This window comes from Solibacillus kalamii, from assembly GCF_002174535.1.
Classification (GTDB): Bacteria; Bacillota; Bacilli; order Bacillales_A; family Planococcaceae; genus Solibacillus; species Solibacillus silvestris.
Genome location: NZ_NHNT01000001.1, coordinates 64,571 through 86,005 on the forward strand (window position 1 = coordinate 64,571; position 21,435 = coordinate 86,005).

Annotated in this window: 20 protein-coding genes; all 20 read right to left on the reverse strand. The window is 39.2% G+C overall.

Translation table 11 applies throughout. The features are described 5' to 3' along the window. Positions 1-2: 2 nt before the first annotated feature. Positions 3-1,112, reverse strand: a complete 1,110-nt coding sequence (locus tag CBM15_RS00340) for a sporulation protein YqfD (RefSeq protein ID WP_087615325.1) — start codon at positions 1,110-1,112, stop codon at positions 3-5. Continuing rightward, a complete protein-coding gene (locus tag CBM15_RS00345) occupies positions 1,109-1,345 on the reverse strand; it encodes a hypothetical protein (RefSeq protein ID WP_008403137.1) in 237 nt (78 codons plus the stop codon). The genes CBM15_RS00340 and CBM15_RS00345 overlap by 4 nt, the downstream gene beginning before the upstream one ends. Before the next feature lie 110 nt (positions 1,346-1,455). Then, positions 1,456-1,965, reverse strand: coding sequence for a hypothetical protein (locus CBM15_RS00350; protein WP_087615326.1), 510 nt, complete (start codon positions 1,963-1,965; stop codon positions 1,456-1,458). A 149-nt stretch (positions 1,966-2,114) separates the two neighbouring features. Continuing rightward, complete coding sequence (locus CBM15_RS00355) at positions 2,115-2,585, reverse strand: hypothetical protein (RefSeq protein WP_008403139.1); 471 nt, start codon at positions 2,583-2,585, stop codon at positions 2,115-2,117. Positions 2,586-2,608: 23 nt separating this feature from the next. Then, on the reverse strand, positions 2,609-3,616 hold the full coding sequence (gene floA, locus CBM15_RS00360; RefSeq protein ID WP_008403140.1) for a flotillin-like protein FloA: 1,008 nt from the start codon (positions 3,614-3,616) through the stop codon (positions 2,609-2,611). 2 nt (positions 3,617-3,618) lie between these two features. Continuing rightward, a complete protein-coding gene (locus tag CBM15_RS00365) occupies positions 3,619-4,953 on the reverse strand; it encodes an NfeD family protein (RefSeq protein WP_087615327.1) in 1,335 nt (444 codons plus the stop codon). A gap of 319 nt (positions 4,954-5,272) precedes the next feature. Then, complete coding sequence (rpsU, locus tag CBM15_RS00370) at positions 5,273-5,446, reverse strand: 30S ribosomal protein S21 (RefSeq protein WP_004227078.1); 174 nt, start codon at positions 5,444-5,446, stop codon at positions 5,273-5,275. A gap of 109 nt (positions 5,447-5,555) precedes the next feature. Next, the gene (gene deoC, locus CBM15_RS00375) at positions 5,556-6,224 is read right to left on the reverse strand and encodes a deoxyribose-phosphate aldolase (protein WP_087615328.1); all 669 of its coding nucleotides are present in this window, start codon (positions 6,222-6,224) and stop codon (positions 5,556-5,558) included. A gap of 91 nt (positions 6,225-6,315) precedes the next feature. Continuing rightward, positions 6,316-6,855, reverse strand: a complete 540-nt coding sequence (locus CBM15_RS00380) for an adenylate cyclase (RefSeq protein WP_087615329.1) — start codon at positions 6,853-6,855, stop codon at positions 6,316-6,318. 456 nt (positions 6,856-7,311) lie between these two features. After that, positions 7,312-8,661 carry a tRNA (N(6)-L-threonylcarbamoyladenosine(37)-C(2))-methylthiotransferase MtaB gene (mtaB, locus tag CBM15_RS00385; protein WP_008403144.1) on the reverse strand — a complete coding sequence of 450 codons (1,350 nt, stop codon included), beginning with the start codon at positions 8,659-8,661 and terminating at the stop codon, positions 7,312-7,314. A gap of 171 nt (positions 8,662-8,832) precedes the next feature. After that, on the reverse strand, positions 8,833-9,867 hold the full coding sequence (locus tag CBM15_RS00390) for a HEAT repeat domain-containing protein (RefSeq protein ID WP_087615330.1): 1,035 nt from the start codon (positions 9,865-9,867) through the stop codon (positions 8,833-8,835). Between the two features lie 264 nt (positions 9,868-10,131). Further along, positions 10,132-11,565 (reverse strand): glycosyltransferase family 2 protein, encoded by a 1,434-nt coding sequence (locus tag CBM15_RS00395; RefSeq protein ID WP_087615331.1) that lies wholly within the window; start codon positions 11,563-11,565, stop codon positions 10,132-10,134. 6 nt (positions 11,566-11,571) lie between these two features. Continuing rightward, positions 11,572-12,615 carry a HEAT repeat domain-containing protein gene (locus CBM15_RS00400; RefSeq protein ID WP_087615332.1) on the reverse strand — a complete coding sequence of 348 codons (1,044 nt, stop codon included), beginning with the start codon at positions 12,613-12,615 and terminating at the stop codon, positions 11,572-11,574. Position 12,616: 1 nt separating this feature from the next. Beyond that, positions 12,617-13,471, reverse strand: a complete 855-nt coding sequence (locus CBM15_RS00405; protein ID WP_087615333.1) for a response regulator transcription factor — start codon at positions 13,469-13,471, stop codon at positions 12,617-12,619. Positions 13,472-13,557: 86 nt separating this feature from the next. Next, the gene (locus CBM15_RS00410; protein ID WP_087615334.1) at positions 13,558-15,750 is read right to left on the reverse strand and encodes a hypothetical protein; all 2,193 of its coding nucleotides are present in this window, start codon (positions 15,748-15,750) and stop codon (positions 13,558-13,560) included. A 146-nt stretch (positions 15,751-15,896) separates the two neighbouring features. Beyond that, on the reverse strand, positions 15,897-16,511 hold the full coding sequence (locus CBM15_RS00415) for a PH domain-containing protein (RefSeq protein WP_087615335.1): 615 nt from the start codon (positions 16,509-16,511) through the stop codon (positions 15,897-15,899). Between the two features lie 77 nt (positions 16,512-16,588). After that, positions 16,589-18,163, reverse strand: coding sequence for a phytoene desaturase family protein (locus CBM15_RS00420; RefSeq protein ID WP_087615336.1), 1,575 nt, complete (start codon positions 18,161-18,163; stop codon positions 16,589-16,591). 340 nt (positions 18,164-18,503) lie between these two features. After that, positions 18,504-19,247, reverse strand: coding sequence for a 16S rRNA (uracil(1498)-N(3))-methyltransferase (locus tag CBM15_RS00425; RefSeq protein ID WP_087615337.1), 744 nt, complete (start codon positions 19,245-19,247; stop codon positions 18,504-18,506). 82 nt (positions 19,248-19,329) lie between these two features. Then, complete coding sequence (gene prmA / locus CBM15_RS00430) at positions 19,330-20,268, reverse strand: 50S ribosomal protein L11 methyltransferase (protein WP_008403155.1); 939 nt, start codon at positions 20,266-20,268, stop codon at positions 19,330-19,332. Between the two features lie 14 nt (positions 20,269-20,282). Then, positions 20,283-21,404: a molecular chaperone DnaJ gene (gene dnaJ / locus CBM15_RS00435; RefSeq protein WP_008403156.1), complete on the reverse strand. Its 1,122-nt coding sequence runs from the start codon at positions 21,402-21,404 to the stop codon at positions 20,283-20,285. Between the last annotated feature and the right edge of the window lie 31 nt (positions 21,405-21,435).

The following is a 21,435-nucleotide window of genomic DNA, read 5'->3' on the forward strand; positions in this document are numbered from 1 at the left end:
ACTCATTCTCCTTGGTGAATTGGATGTGGTTGTGCGATATTTTCATTAATTAAATACAAGACTTTCCCTTTAACTGTATCATCATCACTGTAGACGTGCAAAAGTTTTTCTGCTTTTATGGCGGTTTCAAGCGGTAATGAAGAAATCATCTTTTCGTGCAATAATGGCAAGATAGTCGTTTCTACATCCTTTTCACTTATCTTTTCCTTCTTTTTATGAAACATTCGATAAGGCTTATACGTTACAACAGTCTTTAACGGTTCAATAGACATCTGTTCTATCGCTGTTCCGATTTTCTCCCAGTTCACGTCATACTTCCAGCCATGATCATCCAATACTTCGATTTCGATTGTTTTAGGAACAGAAAACGATGTTTCAAGCCAGTAATCAACAAACACTTCGCCTTCCGCACCAACAATGATTTCTTTATCCCCATGCTGCAACACACCTGAAACGAGGATATCTCCCTTGTATACCGTCATATTTTGTTCAACTTGACGAACTCCGCGCTCAATTTGGAAATGAGTAACGACACCACTGTTGTTCGCCACTAAATGCTGGTTCTTATTTACTTTTGGAACCGGCTCAATCTTTGGCGCCAATTGCGGATTAATCGTAATCTTACTTCCATTTTTCATAATATGTACCCATGAAAACTCCCGAAATTCCTTCATCATCGTCTGTCTGATTTCATTATCGGATAAAAACGTTTTTTTCGGTACAGGAAACTCCACACCCATTTCCTTTTGCAAATAGTGTGCCACTTCATCTTCCAGCTCGATTGTGGCGGCATCAACTTCAACTTGCCATACAAACCGTGACAGTATGATCGGCAGGACGATTAACATGATGATGCCAATCGCCGTAACCATATCTTTTTGCAGAATTCTCTCCGGCTCGCTGTAACGGACTGTAATTTTAACTTTCGCTTTTTTTCTTAGTCTGCGCAGTAAAGACAAGTTACTATGCGCTACTTGGAAAGTTATTTCGCTCTGTTTAAAATTCAAGTTGAAAATCCGGATTTTATGCTCTTTCATCAGCATAATAAAAGCGCTAGCTTCTTTAGATTGCTTTAGTTTAATTGTTATAAGCTTTTTATAGGATTTACTCATTTTGCATTCCGCTCAATCGTAAGCTTCTGCAGATTTTTACATTGAATTAAAAAACCTTCTTCGAATAAATGCTGGACTTCCACTTCCCCTGCATGAACATACATCGTAAAATCTTTAGTTGTACAGTTATATTCAGTCGGGGTTACATCACCTATCGTATAGGAACCATCATAGCGGATATCCATAAAAGAGGTGATTTGCAATTTATTGTTTTTAGGAAATAAATTTTTCAATAAAAGCCTCCTTTTTACGTCACTATATGCTTGGAAAAAAGAAGGCATGTATAGATAATTTTATCTCGCATTAACGGGTAGTAAAACTACCCGTAAAAGCCTGATTGGTTTTACTTGATCGGAATTTCCCAGTTTGCAAAGTCACCTAACGCATCACCGGAACTTTCGCTTTCCGGCTCCTTAAATGCAGCCGGAACCCGCATATTCAGTGATTTATTTTCATCGTATATGTTCTGAGGAATCAAATAAGTCACGTTAAAAGTCGTTTCCATTTGAGGATTCACCATAATTTGCTCGTTCTCAACAGAAGACGACAGCTGCTCTATTTCATCCTGCTCTGATGTTTGAATTGTAAAATCCGGCGTATAGTAGACAATTTGGCTGTACTCATTTTCAATAGTACCTTTAATTTCAAGAATTAATTCTCCCGGCTCAGCGGAAACCTTATTGACCGTATAGTCGAGCTTTAAAGTGACACCTTCCATATTATGTGTCAATGACTCCTCACTCTCATATAAAGTAGACGTTCCATCCGTCTCCAAAAGTGTTTCTTCCTCTTCCTTACCGCATGCGGCCAATACTAAAATAAGAATTAACAATAACATCCATCTTTTTTTCATGTCTGTTTCCCCCTCTCCTTATATATATACCCGGTTCAACGGAAATTTAGTTGCTTGAATAATAAATTCCGCTGATACATCTGGACTTCATTTCCTATGTAAAAAACTACCTATCCCCACGTTGATTCGTTGAAATAGGTAGTCTCGTATTATTTTTTTCTTGCTTTAGGGGGGCCCAGAACTTCTGTCATAATAATGGCCTGCATTAAATCACGTTTGCTCGATGGCACAACTTGGAAGGCTTCTGCTTCTTTTTTGGCCATTGCAACAATTGGACGCTCCTTTAATGAACGAGGATTATGGATCTTGTCAGTTACTGGTTCCACGATAGAGCGAGCAGCTTCAACAGGTTTTTCTACTTGTTTAGGGAGCTCTCGTTCTATTTTTTGACTTACTGGTTTTGCTTTTTCATTCAGCTGGCCGAATACTTCATTCGCAAAATCCTCCAATGATTTTGGACGTTTTTGCTCTGTTCGACGTTGAACTTCCTGTTTTCGAGGAGCAGGTTGACTGCTAAATGGCGGCATCTGTTTTGATTCTTTTTTTTGCTGTTGTTCTTTACCTTTACCCAATAAAGAACTGACAATAAAGACAATCACCATAATGATAATTCCTTCCATTTAGTGCTCACTCCTTTCCTCGATTATTTGTTTTTCGGATCTTTGTTGTCGTCATTCGAAACTTTTGAGATCGAATCACGCATTGATGTGTCCGCCTGAATATTTTTGTAGTTCATGTAATCCATAATACCGAAGTTGCCAGAACGTAGCGCTTCTGCAAGAGCCATTGGAACTTCTGCCTCTGCTTCTACTACTTTTGCTTTCATTTCCTGAACTTTTGCAATCATCTCTTGCTCGCTTGCTACGGCCATTGCACGACGCTCTTCGGCTTTTGCCTGAGCGATGTTTTTATCTGCCTGTGCTTGCTCGATTTGAAGCTCGGCACCGATGTTTTTACCGATATCAACGTCCGCAATATCGATCGATAGAATTTCAAATGCCGTACCAGAGTCTAAACCTTTAGATAAAACTGTTTGAGAAATTAAATCCGGGTTTTCCAGTACTTTTGAATGTGATGCGCTAGAACCTAGTGTCGATACGATACCTTCACCAACACGGGCAACGATTGTTTCTTCACCAGCACCACCGACTAAGCGGTCCAGGTTTGCACGTACTGTAATACGCGCTTTTGCTTTTACTTCAATCCCGTTCATCGCAACACCGGCAATAAATGGTGTTTCAATTACTTTCGGGTTAACCGACATTTGTACCGCTTCTAAAACGTCACGGCCAGCTAAGTCGATTGCTGCTGCACGTTCAAATGTTAATTCAATATTCGCTCGGTGTGCCGCGATCAATGCATTAACAACACGGTCTACGTTACCACCTGCTAAATAGTGTGATTCCAATTGGTTAATCGATACTTCTAAACCGGCTTTATGAGCCTTAATTAACGGATTCACAATACGCGACGGAATTACTCGACGTAAACGCATTCCGACTAATGTGAAAATACTTACTCTTACACCTGCTGCTAGTGCACTAATCCATAGTGCAACCGGAACAAATGTGAAAAATACTGCCAGGATAATAAATGCAATGACTAATCCGACAATTAATGTTATTGTTCCTGCATCTGCCAACATATTCATACTTATTCTCCACCTCTTCCAATAAATTCTCTTACGACAATACGAGAGCCTTCTACTTTCACTACTTCAACTGTTTTACCAGCATCAATATAACCGCCTTGTGTTACTACATCAAGTCGTTCCTGTTCAACAACAACGGTCCCTGATGGTCGCAACGGCGTAATAGCCTGCCCTGTTTTGCCTATCAATTCAATTCGGTTTTTGTTTGAAACATAACCTTCTTCCGTCGTCGTTGCATCTCTCAGCACGAGACGGTTGAACATATGCAACTTTTTCCCGAAGAATTTCATAAGTATCACCATTCCTATACCTGCAATTATCATTGCGATTAAAATCGAATAAGCCATATGAACAAAGCTTTCCCCTGCAAAAAGCAAACTTCCTATCATTAATGCGCCACCGATAACACCAACTATACCACCTGGTACAAATAGCTCGGCAATGAGTAAAATAAGTCCGATTACAAAAATGATGACTGTTTCATATCCGGCAAAACCTGCAATCGTATGTCCAAAGAAGAACATACCTAATGAAGCAAGCCCCATTGTCCCTGCAACACCAAAGCCTGGTGAATACAGCTCAACAACTAATCCGATACTTGCAATCGACAGTAAAATAGGAACGATAATCGGATTTGTAATAAAGCGTGCCAGTTTTTCAGCAAATGTTTGCTCCACCTTTACAACTTGACTTTCCTCAAACCCGGTTCTTTCAAGCAGTTCTGTCATCGAAGCGACAGTCCCATTTGAGTACTTAACTTTTTCCGCATCTTTTGCAGTTAATGTGAGGAGCTTCCCTTTAGGGGCTCTTAATTCAGGCAGATCATAGTCGTTTCTGACCATTGCCTTTGCATATTTAGCGTCCCTTCCGGAGTTTTCGGCAGCCGCTGACATTTTGGCCAGCCAGTCGCTTTCCGCCTTCTCACCTGCTGTGTTACCTGCAGAATCAATGACCGCCGCTGCACCCATTGTTGCGTTTGGTTTCATGTAGATTTCGTCAGCATGTAAGGCAATATACGCACCAGCAGACAGCGCATCCGAATTGATGAAAGCAATTATCGGGATTTCGATTTCGTCCAGCATTCTACCTATTTCGGAAGCCGCTGTAACAAATCCGCCCGGTGTATGCATATTCAGAATGATTGCCTCTGCGTTATTGCTTTTTGCTTCATCAAATCCGCGTTTGAGATACTCCACCAACCCTTTTTCAATTTCATTGTTGATGGCAATTTCATATACTTTACCTTTACCATTCGCAGATACAGTTAAAGAAGGAAACATTAATACGAATGACATGACCATCAGAAAAATCCAACTAATCCCTTTCGTTCGTCTCAATTTTATCACCCCTTTAACTAAGTTATGTACAGTTAATTCTACGGATGAGATGAAGAAAAGTTTCAATTTTTTTTAAATCCCTTAAAAAAACTTCCTCCTATATTATTTGCTAACATATACCAATTATACGGTACTGATCGCTAATTATTAAAAGTTTCTCGAAAACGCTTTCTTTCTCTTCTCTATTATGGTTGATTTGAATAATAAAAACAAATGCAAATACCCCGCAGTTATATAAATAACTGCGGGGTATATCATTTGTCTGCTCAGTTAAATCTGAAAATTGCGTGTTATGAACGTAGGGTTTTTACAGGGAAAATTACCACTTACGTTTACGTGCAGCTTCTGATTTCTTTTTACGTTTAACGCTAGGTTTTTCGTAGAACTCGCGCTTTCTAACTTCCTGAATTGTACCTGATTTTGATACAGTACGTTTGAAGCGACGAAGAGCATCTTCAAGCGATTCGTTTTTGCGAACGACAGTTTTTGACATCTCTCTTTCCCTCCCTCCGAACACACGTCATACATGCATTAACTGTTAGATAATGTGTACTAAAGTAGTATAGCGTATGATTAAAAAAGAGTCAACAAAAACTATCGAATTAGTAATTAGAATCTGATTTTAGACCATTCATAATAGCAACACCAGAAGAAGCGCCAATTCGAGTAGCACCATTTTCAATCATACGTTGCATATCTTCAAGGCTACGAACACCGCCGGATGCTTTCACACCAAGATCCGGACCGACTGTTTTACGCATTAATGCGATATCTTCAGCTGTCGCTCCACCTGTTGAAAAACCAGTAGAAGTTTTAACGAAATCGGCACCTGCTTCAACAGAAAGTTCGCAAGCTTTTACTTTTTCTTCATCCGTTAATAGGCAAGTTTCTATAATTACTTTTACTAATGTACCATTTGCAGCGTCTACTACTGCTTTGATGTCATCACGAACTAAATCGTAATTTCCGTCTTTTAGAGCACCAATATTAATAACCATATCGATTTCGCCAGCACCGTTTGCAATCGCGTCTTTTGTTTCAAATGCTTTTACTGCAGATGTTGTAGCACCTAACGGGAAGCCGATAACTGTACATACTTTTACGTCTGTCCCAGCCAATTGCTCTGCACTGAATTTCACCCATGTAGGATTTACACATACTGAAGCAAATCCGTATTCCTTTGCTTCTGCACAAATTTTTTCTACTTGATCTTTTGTAGATTCAGCTTTTAATAAAGTATGATCAATCATTACTGCAAAATTTTGAGTCATTTCTCATTACTCCTTTTACTAAACATTAGTTGTCCGTACATCTATAGTTTAGCATGTATTTTAATTGACGCAAATTATCAGACAACTTAAATTATTCGTCTGAATAGGCAAATTTTGTACGAATAATTTTTCTGTCCAAAGGTTCACCGGTATCTGTGACATACTGAATATTTAACTCAGGAATATTACGGTGCACTAACTGGTACGTTAAAATATTTTTAATTAAATGCTCTTGTGCCAAATCAAATGCTTCTTCGCCTAAAAGTGAATCATCCGATAATACAATTTTCCAATTTGAAAAGTCTTCATTAGCATCGATATGTGTAATTCCATCTTCTGTACTTTGCTCACTCGTTTCTTTGTACTGCTCCAGGAATTGTTCCGTCTGTTGCGCAATTTCAGTTAACTGTTGCTTATTTATCTCTAAAGAAACGGCACCATTTGGCTGAATAGTTTTATAAACGTCCGATGCTTTGTACTCGATATTAAGCGAGCCGTAATGCTGGGCTACTTCCGTGGGGATATTGACTTCTACCATAGCCGATTCACTTTCTACTGTTGGTTCTTCTTTTTTCTCCGTGCAACCATATAAAATAAATAGAATTGCAGCAACCATCCATATTTTCTTCATATAAATTGCTCACCTTCTTTGCCTGTAATCGGGATAAACATAATGTTCCAAATAATAGTGTTAGCTTGTCTTCCTCATAATATACTTAAACTTCCATTAGTTTACGACTAACTTTTTGTTAAATTAATATGCTGCATAAAAGTACATGATGTTTCGCCCGATTATGAAAACTTGCGCACACCCTAATTTCTCTACCCTATTTTACTGGAAATAAAATAGGGTAAGGCTAATATTATATCCGCTTCTTACACGTTGTTCTCCGTTACGGCGGACGCTTTCCTGGGGGCACGGCTCGAGCCTGTAGTCTCTCCCACGTGCTTGTCCCCAAGGAGTCGCCGCCTTCACTCCGAACAACTAATTAACCTTTTATATCAAGTAAATTCGTCTAAACAAAAAGAGGAATTGCATATTGCAATTCCTCTTTTTCCATAAAATTATTTATCGAAGCACAATTATTTATATTGCCTGGCCTTCCAATACGCGAACGAATTGTCCTTCGTTGTACGGGTAGCCTGCTTTAGTAACTTTAACTTTTACAAGCTGGCCGACCATTTCCTCTGTGCCTTCAAAAATTACTTTTAAGTAGTTCGTTGTATAGCCGACATATAGGTTTTCATTGTCGCTATCTTTAAAGCGCTCTTCCGGAATGACTTCCAGTACTTCTCCTTCAAAACGAGAAGCATATTCTTTTGCAAGCTGGTCATTCAGTGCAATCAAACGGTGAACGCGTTCGTTTTTGATTTCTTCATCAACTTGATCTTCCATTCTTGCTGCCGGTGTCCCTGTACGTTGAGAGTACGGGAATACATGAAGCTCAGAGAATTTGTGATCGCGGATAAAGTTGTATGTTTCCATGAATTCTTCTTCCGTTTCACCCGGGAAACCTACGATTACGTCAGAAGTAACCGCTAAGTCAGGTAAAGCAATTTTCAGCTTTTCAAGACGCTCTGCGAAAAACTCCATCGTATATTTACGACGCATACGTTTTAAAACTGTATCTGAACCTGATTGAATCGGAATGTGTAAGTGGTTTACAACGATTTCAGAGTTTTGCAGTACATCAATTACTTCATCTGTTAATTGAGATGCCTCAATTGAAGAAATACGTAAACGTTTCAAGCCTTTTACTTGCGCTTCCAAGTCACGCAATAGCTGCGCTAAGTTATAGTCTTTGAAGTCTTGTCCATATCCGCCTGTGTGAATACCTGTCAGGACAATTTCCAAATAACCCGCATCCACAAGCTGCTGAGCCTGGCGGATAACTTCTTCCGGATCACGTGAACGCATTAAGCCGCGCGCCCAAGGAATGATACAGAACGTACAGAAGTTATTGCAGCCTTCCTGGATTTTCAGTGAGGCACGAGTACGGTCAGTAAATGCCGGTACATCCAATTCCTCATATACACGGTTTTTCATAATATTACGTACCGCATTAATCGGCTGGCGCTCGTTACGGTATTGATCGATATATCCAAGCATTTTCTCGCGGTCCTGAGTACCTACAACGATATCGACCCCTGGAATTGCCATAATTTCAGCAGGTGAAGTTTGTGCATAACAGCCAGTAACACAAATAACCGCATCCGGATTTTGACGGATAGCACGGCGAATCACTTGGCGTGATTTTTTATCGCCAGTGTTTGTTACTGTACATGTATTAATAACATAAACGTCCGCCTGATGATCGAACTCAGTACGCTCATATCCCTGCTCTTTAAATAGCTGCCAGATTGCTTCTGTTTCATAGTGGTTTACTTTACACCCTAATGTATGTAGAGATACGGTTTTCGTACGTTCGTAACTCATAATTTATATCATCCTTTCAAGGTTAGCACTTATCTATTTTACTCCGGCGAATTGCCTCTTTTTAGTCGACCGGTAGCATGCTCTTCATTCTCTAAATGAAGAAAAATATCAACGTGTTTTATAATAGCATAAAACGCTATACAAAGCCTATTTTTTTAACTACTTGTTAAACTACCGGCCTTCTTCCACAGATGTAGCCGGAGAGATATGTTCTTCACTGTCGGAAACCTGCTGCAGTATTACCTGTCCATCCGGTAAATCCATCAGCGATAAAGCTGCCTGTTTTCGAACATGGCTATTTGGATCAAGCAATAACACTTTCAGATAAGTGTATGAATCATCCTCTTTGACAAAACGTAAAATTTCGGCAAGCAATAGACGCTCTTCCCAAAGGGCTGAATGAACAAACACTTCGTAATGCTTCACATGCGAAATTTTGCCATACGATGAAATGGCTCTTAATGCTCGAAGACGGATTCCCGGACACTCGGACGTCAATAACTGTTCAAATAATGAAAGGTATGAAGGATTCATGTTCATGTTCAGGCAAGAAAACTCCAGAAAGGCTAATTTCAGCTGAATCGGCAATTCTTCAAAATGATCTTTAAAGTAGTCACAATAACCATTCTCAATATTCGATAGCAACAGATGGTACTCACTATCATAAAAAGTCAATCTAGGCTTATACATATGCGCCAAAAATAAATTTCTATTATATTTCGCTGCAACCTGTAACATTAATAAATATTCTTCGATAGAGCCGGTACGATTATCTTTTAGCCGGCGTTCGATTAACGGCACTAAAAATTCCAGCTCCAAAATCAATGTGCGCTGTAAAACATGTAGACGGACAGTTTCATCACGGCTATTCAATTGCTCCACATAATAGTTTTTCATATTTAACGCAGCATATGTAGAAGCTCTCTCCAGGATTTCTTCTTTATTCATCGTTGTAACATACGAAACAAAAATAGTATCAATTGCCGCCAGCTCATTCTTTGTAGTTGTATGATTCCGAAGAGGTTTGTTTAAAACTAAATAATTATACCAGTCCCTTTCATTTTGCTGGATATAGTTATTTATTTTATTAAAAGAGTGTTTCTTTCTGTTCTTACGATAAATTGCATAAAAATAAATACATAATAGAATAAAAAGCATTACACTACAGATAATTAAGATCCCTTTTAAAATTTCTTCAATCTCCATTATTATCGCGACCCTCTCAATCTGTTTTCCATGTTATTTACTAATATATCACCTTTTTCCGTTATCTTTATACAACCAATTTTTTCTCCTGTCTCCAATACTTTATTTATATATGGAATTTGCCCCATTTTTTGTTGATTCATGGAGAGTCTTTTTGAATTTGTTTTGGAAAATTTATGTACGGACAAATTCCGGTTCTTTTGAAAATAAAGAAGAAGACAGACAAAATAGACGGAATAGTTCCGCCTATCAACTTAGTCTATATTATAAAGTATCATTTGTTTTCTTTTGCAATCCAGAACGCGTTAGGCTTCCCCAATCGTTTTTACCCCGAATAAAGTACCAGAATCCTTGAAGACGGAAAACAACCATTAGCGGACGGAACCAGAACACTTCCGATAAAGAATACAATAATAGTTTTACCGAATCACGGATACGTGGATAAGTGCCCATACTCCATGCTTCCAGCAAAATAGAAAACATCGAAATGACGGTACTGTAAATTAAAAACAGGACAAATAAAGTAAGAGCCGATTCCAAATAGATGTTCCCGATTACAAATGATAAAATGACATATATATATCCCAATAGTTCAACAATCGGGCCGATTAATTCAATAAATACAAAATACGGAACAGATATGAGACCGATTTGTTTGTATTTCGGATTGAGCAGCATTCCACGGTTCAGCATAAGACTGCTTAACAGTCCCTGATGCCACCGTCTCCGCTGTGTTTTTAAATCCTTTAAATTATCCGGTGCCTCTGTCCAGCATACCGGGTCGGGAATAAATTCAATCGATTTTTTTATTTTATTCTTCAGTAAATAGTTGTGCAGCCGGACGACCAGTTCCATATCTTCGCCGATCGTATTCTTATTGTAGCCACCGACTTTTATTGTATATTCTTTTGAAAAGACACTAAACGCACCGGAAATAATTAATAATAAATTAAAACGGCTCAGCGCAATTCTTCCCATATAAAAAGCACGTAAATATTCAATAATCTGCATGACGACAATCGGGTTATTCGGGACAACCGATTTCAGAACACTGCCGTACTCGATTTCCGAACCGTTTGCTATACGCACACTTCCACCTGCAGCAATGACTTTCCCGTTGGATGAGACTATTGGCTTCATCACCTGCAGCAATGATTTAGTGGATAAAATTGAATCACCGTCAATCGAGCAAAAATAAGGAAATCTTGATACATTTATGCCTGCGTTTAACGCATCAGCCTTTCCTCCATTTTCCTTGTCTACTAAAACAATATTGTAATGAAGCTTCGAGTGGTAAATGCCTCTGATTTCCGCTGATGGCAGCTGATTCTGTACAGTCCGGAAAACAGGCTCCATCTGAAAGACATCAATCACTGTCTGCAATGTCGTATCTTTCGAACCATCGTTCACAATCACGATTTCATATTGCGGGTATTCAAGTGTCAATAATGATTGAACCGTACTGATAATACCGACTTCCTCATTATAAGCAGGGACAATGATTGAAACAGGCTTCGAATAAACCGCATTCAAATTTACCTTTCCTTCCAAATTCTTATCCAGATTCCTGTCTTTCCTCAACTGTAAGAAAGCAAAGACCAGCATTAATGAATAGACTAATATAACAAATAACATGTATATAAAAATTAATGAACTGAACACTTCGTTAAACCAATAAAGTATGTTATCTAGATTCATTTATCATCATCCTAACTTCATGACTTCCCTTGCCATATCTGCTGCATACAAATCGTTTTCACTGTCGATTATTTGCTGTAAAATTCCTCGTCCGTTTGGCATATTCAGTAAAGATAAGGCCGCCTGTTTACGTACTTGCCAATTTGAATCACCTATTAACCGCTGAAGATTTTGATAAGATACCTCTTCTTTTACAAACCGCAAAATTTTCGCCATCATCAGCCTCTCTTCCCAGCTGGCGGAATCGACAAAGCGTTCATACAGTTGGAAATCAGAAACCATCCCAAACGATGCAATCGCTTTTAGAACGCGGATTCTTAATTCCTGATCTTCCGATGTTAACAAACGCTCATAGAAAGAGAGAAAATCATTATTTACATTTGTGCTTAAACTCAGAAAATCAAGAAGGGCAAGTTTCAGCCCGGTTGGCAAGGAATCGAAATGGTTTGTAAAATAATCGATATAGCCTTCATCAATTGTCGATAACAAAAGTTTATATTCATAGTCATCCAGTGGTAATCTCGATTTATAAACATGGGCATAAAACAAATTCTGATTATATTTTGCGACTATCCGCAACATTAATAAATACTCTTCCATCTCATAATCTCGTTTTCTTTTTAAACGCCGCTCAATGAGGGGTACTAAAAATTCCAGCTCCAGCAGTAATGTTCGCTGCAATACATTTAAACGGACCGATCGATCACTGCTTTTTATTTGCTCGATATAATAATTCTGCATATTCGATGCAGCGTATTCGGAAACTTTGCTGTGAATAGAAGCATTATTAAGTGTTGTCAAATATGAAACAAATAGATGATCAACCGCCTTCATCATAATATGATTCTCCGGCCGGTGATCCAGCGGTTTGTTATACACAAGATAGTTATACCATTCCGTTTTATACTGTTCGAAATACGCATTCATCTTTTCATTGATCCGATTTCTTTTCATCCCTTTATAGATTAAATATATAAATAGACATAAAATAACGATCAGCATGATAGTGCCGGCAATGACCGCCCCGACTAAAAATTGACGATCTATCATACTATCGCGACCTTCTCAAATGATTTTTAATACGTATTTCAAAAATTTTCAAATTAAAGGGACGGACAAAGTAAGCATCAGCACCATTTTCAAAACTATAAAGCTGTGCCTCCTCGGAATTACGTGATGAAATAAATAAAATTAAATATTTTTGTTCATTAGGCAAACCGCGCAAATAATGCAAAACCTCAAAGCCATTTTTTCTAGGCAAAATATCATTCAGCACGATAATATGATGATGCTCACTTCGGTACCAGTCGGATTCTATAAATTCAAGTCCGTCATTAAACACCCGTACCTCCAAATCCTGTTCAGCTGTTTCCAGATTGTGAAACAGATTCGAAAATATAGATTGTGTAATATGATCATTTTCGATGATGCTGACTTTCATCTTGATTCGCTCTTTTTCAATAAAATGCGGAATCACCACTATTTGTGCATCTGAAAAATCAAGGCTCATCACCTCTTCCTCGCCAACTTCCAGTATTTCTTCAAGCGGATGCAAAGAATTTGCAATTTCTGCAATAACGGCAACAAGCGGCATTTTGAAAGGTGACATGGCAGTTTGAAGCCGACCTAGAAATGATTTGGATTCCATTGCTTTACTGATCGACAGAACAAGAATGATGTATTGCTTTGACCGATCCGCAAAAACAAAATCCGATTTACGTAAATTTTCTTTTACCAACTGGTAGAATTCTTCATAGCTCACAGACATTTCATCTGAATATTTCACGAAAACAAACGTAAAATGAATCCCCTTTTTTCGGATATAAGTTAGCTGCAAATCATATAGATACTTCAAATTTTGAAAATTCTCTACGCTATTACTAAACTGATTCTCCGTTTCTTTCATCTTTATTTCACCCCTGTTCATACATATGCCTCAACCCACTGCAATCCATTTCAATCGCTCGGAAAACAGTGGATCTTTGCTTTAACTTAATGTATCTCTGAAAATTTTTCCTGCAAAATATAATACGATTGCTTTAAACGTTCCTTATACTCGGGTATTGTCCAGCCTTCCCATGTATAGGTTTTCAGGTCGGATTTATTGTCCGGTATACGGTTTTTCACGGTATTATTTTCGATGAGCAATGCACCGACTTCAATTCCTTCTATCATTTCCTTTGTCATTTCTTCATTTTCATATAAATCCGACCAAACTTCCAGACGGCTCGGATCCGTAAAATTCAGCAATAGCCAAGGAATACGAATTTCGACAATCCCATCCGCTTTGTTGATTTCATAATCAGCAAGCGAATCATAATCAGGGCTTTCCGGGTTACCGTTTCCTTTTCGCAGCTTCCCTGTCTCGTATTTTTCGAATGGATAGGTTTTATCGAGAATCGGAATCGTGAGCTCTTTATTTATCGCATACTCAATAGGGTTAAATTGCCCGCTGTTTTTTTCGGTCATCCCTTCAAACGGGACGAGCTTCAATCGGTCGCCGTACAGTTTCTGGAACACATCATAATAGGCATCGACTTCAATTCTGCTATTTTCCTCATCTTTAATCGTCAGTACAAAATCAGCTTTGTTCAATAACGGGTAGTCCTTATATGTTGAATTCCCTTGCCCTTTCACTGTATTGAAATAAATTAACGGAAAATCGGCATTTGAGAATTCCGTATTTTCCACATCCATCCGTATATACAAATAGCGTTCGTCAGAATCCATATACATGGCCATCTGTTTCGTTTTATACATCGGCTTTTTCCCTGACCAGTCCGATATATCCCCATCCACTTTTATTTTCAATGTATCAAAGCTGAGCAGTCCGAACTGCTGTTCATTTGTTTGTGCATTTGACCAAAATGGCCGTTGATCCGGATTATCGAGATCCATCGTATTCCATGTCCGCTTAAACCATTCATCCTGCCAGGAGAACACTAAACCGCCAAGCATGCCTTCTTGCAGAATATCTTCATAGAGACTGACTAAATACTCCCCTTGCTGGCGCTCGGTCACAAAGCCCTGATTCCAGCCGAACGGATTTTTATGAGTCAATCCACGGGAAGCCGGTATTCCGAATTCGGAAATTAATATCGGCAGACGGTGCGCTTTTTTCAAATCATTCAAATATGCTGCATAGCTATTCGGTTCACCGCGATGGTCCTTATATTGTAGATACTCAGGCGTAAAATTCAAAAAATCCGGATAATACGGATAGACATGGTAGTTAGCAAATTGACCAACATGCTGCAGCTCGTTTTTCTCATAAATGACATTCGGATTTACGGTCGCCAAATCTTCCTCTTCACTCGGTTCGTACGGGTGGTCCAATAAATCGGTTGTTACCCAGTTCGTAAAGCTGAACGGCCGCATCCATTTGTATTCGTCCATTTCGTACCGGGCGGCATATTCCATCTGCTCTGCTAGCCAGATTTCAAATGGAGCAGCATCTTTTGTCGAAAAGTACTTGCCGTCATATTGTGCCTTGCCTTTATATTTCTCATTAACTGAATTAACTGCATCCGGATACCATTCGATGCCCATCATCCAGCCAATAACATATGGAGCGACATTGGCAGTATAATTCCCAAAAGCATGGCCCGGCTGATGTTCAATTTCCGCATTGCCATGTAAAATATCGATAATATGCTTTATCTCCTTTTGAAACTTTTCTGTCGGTTCACCATATACATCCAACTGCTCAATTACCGGCTCTTCTTCCAGCCAAACCCCATGGAACAAGTAAATCGGCTGTTCATGCGACTCATTGTACTCCAGCAACGCTTCATAGAATGCCGGCGGGTGGATTGTATAAACACGGATTGCATTCACGTGCATATCACCAATTGATTTGAGCCATCTTGTATAATCTTTTTTTGTAATTCCTGCTTCACCCGGGAAAAGACCGGGCTTAGCCATCCCCATATTTACCCCTTTTATGGTCATTTCCTGCCATTTACCATTTTGCATCACTTCATATCGATCGCTTAGCACCCGGGCATTATAAGCAATATTTTGCTCATAGACCGGTTCAACGGATGTTGCTACTATATGCTTTGAGGTAGAAGAATCCCCATCTGCATCATTACTTTCCGAAACGGATTTATCATTGATGAAATAAATCCCTAACGGAACTGTAATCATCAGCAGCAATCCTAGTACGAGTAATATTTTTTTCATCAGCGCCACCTATCATCTTTTATAATGGGGAAGTGAAAGAATTACTTTATTGTTTCTCTTCCCCTTAAATTCGGTCCAAAAACGGAAAATAATTGAAAATAAAACACTCATAACCTATTTCAGATATGAGTGTCATCTTCAATCTATTAGTTATTAATATATTTCTCGAAAACATCGCCGAAATCTTTTTTAACAAACGCTTTCTTTTGCTCCAGCAGCCAGCTATGTGAAAATGCTGTGATTTCCTTAAATGCATCAGCTGGTGAAACACCCTCATTACCCGCGCGGCCGATTGCAGATGCAGCTAAATTTAAGCTTTGTTTTGCCGCATCCATGCTGAATGTATTCGCCTTCTGTTCAAGGGAAATGGCATGAAGCGCTTTGTATAAATCTTTAATTTCCGTTAAGTGTTTTTTATGAATATCAATACTTAACGGCACATTTCCGACCACAAATTTAATTTCCACATCCAAATCAATTGTTCCGGCAGTTTCCAGCAGCACTTCTTCAATCGCAAAATGTTCGTAGTCATAGCGACGCAGCATACGTTTTTTACTGATGGCATTTGCCCCGTCTACATGGATTAATGCATAGTTGGTGAAGCAATACTCATCCGCTTTTGTTTTGATCAGGAAATAAATTTGTTCATCCACTTCATTAAAAATAAAATCATCTGCATCTGTTTTATCAAAGTCCTGGCGTGAAATCACTACCCCGATATCCGATAATCCCAATGCATCTGATGCTAATTTTTTAAACATTGAATTGCCTCCTTTAATTGAATAGTTATTATACGTTACCATTCAATCAAAAGTTTCACAAACAATCAATTCCCTAGTCAGACATTTGTTTGAATGGCTGCAGGCTGATGTTTTAATTGGGATTGTTTCTTTCTATACAGTTCCACTTTCGGCAGTGGTTTAACAGGGAGTAACGTCTGTTTATCCTGCTGTAAAATGCCGTTTGCTGTAATTCGGGCCGATTCCAGAATAATCGGCAAGCCACTGCCCGGATGTGTACCACCACCGACTAACCAGCAATGATCGAGCTCTTCAAATTTATTGCGCGGGCGGAATACAAGCATTTGCGATAATTGGTGCCCTAAATTGAACGTTGCCCCTTTATATACATGAATATCGCGTTCCCAGTCGGCTGGTGTAAGCATTCGCTCCTCTTCGATATATTCCCACATATCCTTAACACCCAGTTTATCCGCTACCATATTTAAAATCATATCCCTGAAAGGACCTGCCTTTTTTGACCAGTCAATTCCGCTCATATTATTCGGCACCGGAACTAAAATGTATAATGTCGACTTCCCTTTTGGTGCAACCGTTTCATCCGTAACGACGGCATTTTGAATGTAAATCGAAGGATCCTCAGACATCAATTTCGTTTTTGTAATTTCCTCTACATTTTTCCGGTAATCTTTTGCAAACCAGATTGTATGGTGCGGTAAATCGAATCGTTTATTGACACCTAAATACAGCATGAACGTTGAACAAGAGTATTGTTTTTTCTCGAGCTTTTCCGGAGTATATTTTTTCAATAGACCGGGTTCCACAAGATTCGTCATCGCATGTGCGAAATCTCCGTTAATGATTACTTCATCTGCCTCAATTTCCTGACCATCTTCCAGCAATAGACCCGTTACTTTTTTGCCTTTTGTTCTTAATTTCTTCACACCGTTATTTAATAAAATTTTCCCGCCTGATTCCAGGACAACTTTCGCCATCGCTTCTGTCAGCTTATTGATACCACCTTTAATGTGGTAAACGCCGTAAGCGTGTTCAATATACGAAAGAATTGAAAATGCGCCGGGACTTTCCCATGGAGACATCCCCAGATATTTTGCCTGGAATGTAAAAGCGAGCTGTAATTCCTCTTCGTTATAAAACTTTGAAAGCGTATCAACAAGAGAATTCCCTACTTCCAATTCTTTGAAAGCTTTCATCACTTTCGGATTGAACAGGTCTGTCAGCTTGTTCATCGGTGCCTGTAATACTGGAGCAAGCACTTCAAGTTTCTTTTGCGTCTGCTCCATATAACGTTCATAACTTCCTTCATTTCCAGGGTACAGCTCATCGATTTGACGGATCATCTCACCTGCATCACGCGTCATATTAATCTTTTTATTATGGTAGATTAATTGATACATCGGATTTAAATCGATTAAATCCACATAGTCGTGAATATCGCGACCTGTTAACTCAAAAATTTCCTCCGCAATGTATAACATATTTAAAAATGTTGGTCCCATATCAAATTTATAATCACCAAGTTTAATCTCGCTTGTTCGCCCACCTACATAAGCCTGCTTTTCATATACCGTTACCTCATAACCTTTATGCGCCAATAACATGGCAACCGCTAATCCACCAGGTCCTGCCCCTACCACTGCAATTTTTTTCATCTATAGTTCCTCCCTGTTTCGATTCAATATTGTACAACGATTCCCTCGCACAGAATAATTTGTATAATGTTTAGTACTATTCTTTATTCATTTCACGATTAATAGTAATAAAATTCCATATTGTAGCTGTTTACAATAATAATTTGTCCAGAGACACTGTTATATGTTATACAAACATTATACATATTTATATTTTGTTATACAAGGGAGAAATACATTTAATTTGAGATAGTTTGTAAATAACGGATTTCCGGTGTACAAAACAAAAAGCCTTAATTTCTCTTTGTGTGAGAAATTAAGGCTCTTCGCTTTCTTTAGGTCTGTCATTTTAAATCATTCACTATTCAAATTCATACGAAATGGCAGATAACGCATACAAGGGTGCCGTCTCTGCTCGTAAAATACGAGGCCCCAGTGACATTGTCTGTGCCCCGGCTTCAAGGAATACTGCCGATTCATTACGCGAAATGCCGCCTTCAGGACCGAAAATACATAAAATGCGCGGTGTTTTTTCCTTATTTAACGATTGCAGCTTTTGTTTAAATGTCGTACGTGTTGCCAATTTCGCATCCTCTTCATCTGCAATATAGACAGCGTCATAGTTAGAGAATGTTTGTACAAGCTGCTTAAAACTGATTGGCTGTACAACATCCGGGACATATGTACGATGCGATTGTTCGGCTGCTTCCTGAGAGATTTTTTGAAGACGTTCCTGGTTTTTCTTTGCTTTTTTATCATCCCATTTTACAATCGAACGTTCCGCAGCAAACGGAATTAACGCGTGCATACCAAGTTCTGTCGCTTTTTGCGCAATCAGTTCCAGTTTATCGCCTTTTGGCAAGCCGCAAGCAATATCGACATGTACCGGCAGTTCCGGCGAAGGGATTGTCGTACCTGTTTTTTTCACACGTACATCCTGGTCCAGCTCGATAATTTCACAAACATACGCTACATTGTCATGTACAACAATGATTTCTTCCCCTGCCGTCATACGCATAACTTTTGAAATATGGCGCGCGTTTTCCCCGGAAATCATAAAGTGGTCTATATCATTTTCCACAGTATCTACAAAATATCTTTGCATTGTCTTCACTCCTAATTGGTAACGTAAAAATCGAACATTTTGCCCATTAGCAAAATGTTCGATTTTCGATTAAACGATTTAATTAAGGACGACGTGAAATAATCGCTACCCAATCTTCCATCATTAATACTTCTTCAATGACAAATCCGGCTTTTTCAAGAGCTGCTTTTACATCGTCTTTTTTCGCTCCGATAATGCCCGATGTCACGTAGATGCCGCCTGGTTTTACAATTGAAAATGCATCATCCGTAAATGACATAATGATTTCTGCTAAAATATTCGCTACGACAATATCAGCCGGTTCTTTTACTGTGTCCAATAAATTGCCGTGGAATACTTCTACAATATCACTCATTTTATTCAATTCAACGTTTTCACGCGCTGCATTTACTGCCACTTCATCTAAGTCCAATGCATGAACGCTTTTCGCGCCAAGCATGGCAGCACCAATTGACAGTACGCCAGATCCTGTACCAACATCGACTACTGTGTGGTCATGTTGTACAACTTTTTCAAGTGCCTGTAAACACATTACCGTTGTAGGGTGTGTTCCTGTTCCGAACGCCATTCCCGGATCCAGCTCAATGATCAGCTCATCCGTTGATACAGGTTTGTAGTCTTCCCAAGTCGGCACAATTGTAAAGCGTTCCGAAATTTTTACCGGATGGTAGTATTGCTTCCACGCCGTTGACCAATCTTCTTCATCGACTTCACATAAAGTTAATACATTTTCACCAATATTAATATCAAAGTTTACAAGGTTTGCGATTGCAAGCTTAATTTCTTCGATTGTTTCCGCTAAAAAACTTGAAGCCGATAAGTATGCTTTTACAATGACACCTGTTTTCGGAAAATCTTCGGGGTTCAGTGCGTAAATTTCACCAAATTTATCGATTCTCTCTTTGTCTAATTCCTTTGAATCTTCAATTACTACACCGCTTGCACCAGCTTCGTGTAAAATGTTCGTCACTGCATCAACAGCTTCATGCGTTGTTAAAATCGAAAGTTCTGTCCATTTCACTTGCAATACACTCCTTAGTCGCCTTTAATTTTTTTCTTGATTTTGTCGAACAGGGAGCTTCCGTGTTCTTCCGGAATGTCTCCACTAATTTCTGCGAATTCACGTAACAATTGTTTTTGTTTTTCCGTTAATTTCGTCGGTGTGACAACATTTACGATAACATACTGGTTCCCCATACCATAGCCGTGTACATTTTTTACACCTTTATCTTTCAGGCGGAATTGTGCACCCGATTGTGTACCTGCAGGGATTTTCAGCTTCACTTTACCGTGAATTGTCGGTACTTCGATTTCATCACCTAATGCAGCTTGCGGGATTGTTAGTTTTAATTCATATAAAATATCATCGCCGTCACGTTCGAAATACTCATGCTTGCGAACATTGAAAATAATGTATAAATCGCCGGCCGGACCATTGTTGAATCCTGCTTCACCTTGACCTGCTACGCGTAATTGTTGACCATCGTCAACACCTGCAGGGATTGTGATTTTGATTTTTTTCTTTTTCGTAATCGTACCAGTACCGCGACATGGTGTACATTTTTCCACAATGATTTTACCTTGACCACGACATGATGGACAAGAACGTTTGTTTACCATACGGCCAAACGGTGTGTCGACCGCTTGGTTAATTTGGCCCGCACCATTACATTGTGTACATGTTTGTGGCTGCGTACCTGGTTTTGCACCGGAGCCGTGACATGTATCACATGTTTCTTCTTTTGGAATTTCGATTTCTGTTTCTTTTCCGAATACTGCTTCTTCGAAAGAAATGTTCATACGGAACTGAAGATCGTCGCCTTTACGCGGGGCGTTCGGATCTTGGCGTCGGCCGCCTCCGAAGAACGAACTGAAAATGTCTTCGAATCCGCCGAAGCCAGCGCCGCCTCCGAAGCCGCCGCCACCAAAGCCTGCATTTGGATCTTCATGGCCGAACTGGTCATAGCGTGCGCGTTTTTGATCGTCTGACAGCACTTCATACGCTTCTGCGACTTCTTTGAACTTTTCGTCCGCACCCTCTTCTTTGTTTAAATCCGGGTGATACTGTTTTGATAATTTACGATACGCTTTTTTTATTTCATCTTTGCTTGCACCTTTGCTCAGGCCAAGTACTTCATAGTAATCGCGCTTACTCATTGTTCACTCTCCGCTCTTTTTACATAACGTC

Coding starts and splice junctions, on each gene's coding strand:
- floA (WP_008403140.1), bottom strand. CDS start 3,616: ATGAATATGTTGGCAGATGCAGGAACAATAACATTAATTGTCGGATTA.
- CBM15_RS00355 (WP_008403139.1), bottom strand. CDS start 2,585: ATGGAAGGAATTATCATTATGGTGATTGTCTTTATTGTCAGTTCTTTA.
- CBM15_RS00405 (WP_087615333.1), bottom strand. CDS start 13,471: ATGAAAGAAACGGAGAATCAGTTTAGTAATAGCGTAGAGAATTTTCAA.
- CBM15_RS00400 (WP_087615332.1), bottom strand. CDS start 12,615: ATGATAGATCGTCAATTTTTAGTCGGGGCGGTCATTGCCGGCACTATC.
- rpsU (WP_004227078.1), bottom strand. CDS start 5,446: ATGTCAAAAACTGTCGTTCGCAAAAACGAATCGCTTGAAGATGCTCTT.
- CBM15_RS00395 (WP_087615331.1), bottom strand. CDS start 11,565: ATGAATCTAGATAACATACTTTATTGGTTTAACGAAGTGTTCAGTTCA.
- CBM15_RS00340 (WP_087615325.1), bottom strand. CDS start 1,112: ATGAGTAAATCCTATAAAAAGCTTATAACAATTAAACTAAAGCAATCT.
- dnaJ (WP_008403156.1), bottom strand. CDS start 21,404: ATGAGTAAGCGCGATTACTATGAAGTACTTGGCCTGAGCAAAGGTGCA.
- CBM15_RS00420 (WP_087615336.1), bottom strand. CDS start 18,163: ATGAAAAAAATTGCAGTGGTAGGGGCAGGACCTGGTGGATTAGCGGTT.
- CBM15_RS00380 (WP_087615329.1), bottom strand. CDS start 6,855: ATGAAGAAAATATGGATGGTTGCTGCAATTCTATTTATTTTATATGGT.
- CBM15_RS00425 (WP_087615337.1), bottom strand. CDS start 19,247: ATGCAAAGATATTTTGTAGATACTGTGGAAAATGATATAGACCACTTT.
- CBM15_RS00410 (WP_087615334.1), bottom strand. CDS start 15,750: ATGAAAAAAATATTACTCGTACTAGGATTGCTGCTGATGATTACAGTT.
- CBM15_RS00390 (WP_087615330.1), bottom strand. CDS start 9,867: ATGGAGATTGAAGAAATTTTAAAAGGGATCTTAATTATCTGTAGTGTA.
- CBM15_RS00350 (WP_087615326.1), bottom strand. CDS start 1,965: ATGAAAAAAAGATGGATGTTATTGTTAATTCTTATTTTAGTATTGGCC.
- CBM15_RS00415 (WP_087615335.1), bottom strand. CDS start 16,511: ATGTTTAAAAAATTAGCATCAGATGCATTGGGATTATCGGATATCGGG.
- deoC (WP_087615328.1), bottom strand. CDS start 6,224: ATGACTCAAAATTTTGCAGTAATGATTGATCATACTTTATTAAAAGCT.
- mtaB (WP_008403144.1), bottom strand. CDS start 8,661: ATGAGTTACGAACGTACGAAAACCGTATCTCTACATACATTAGGGTGT.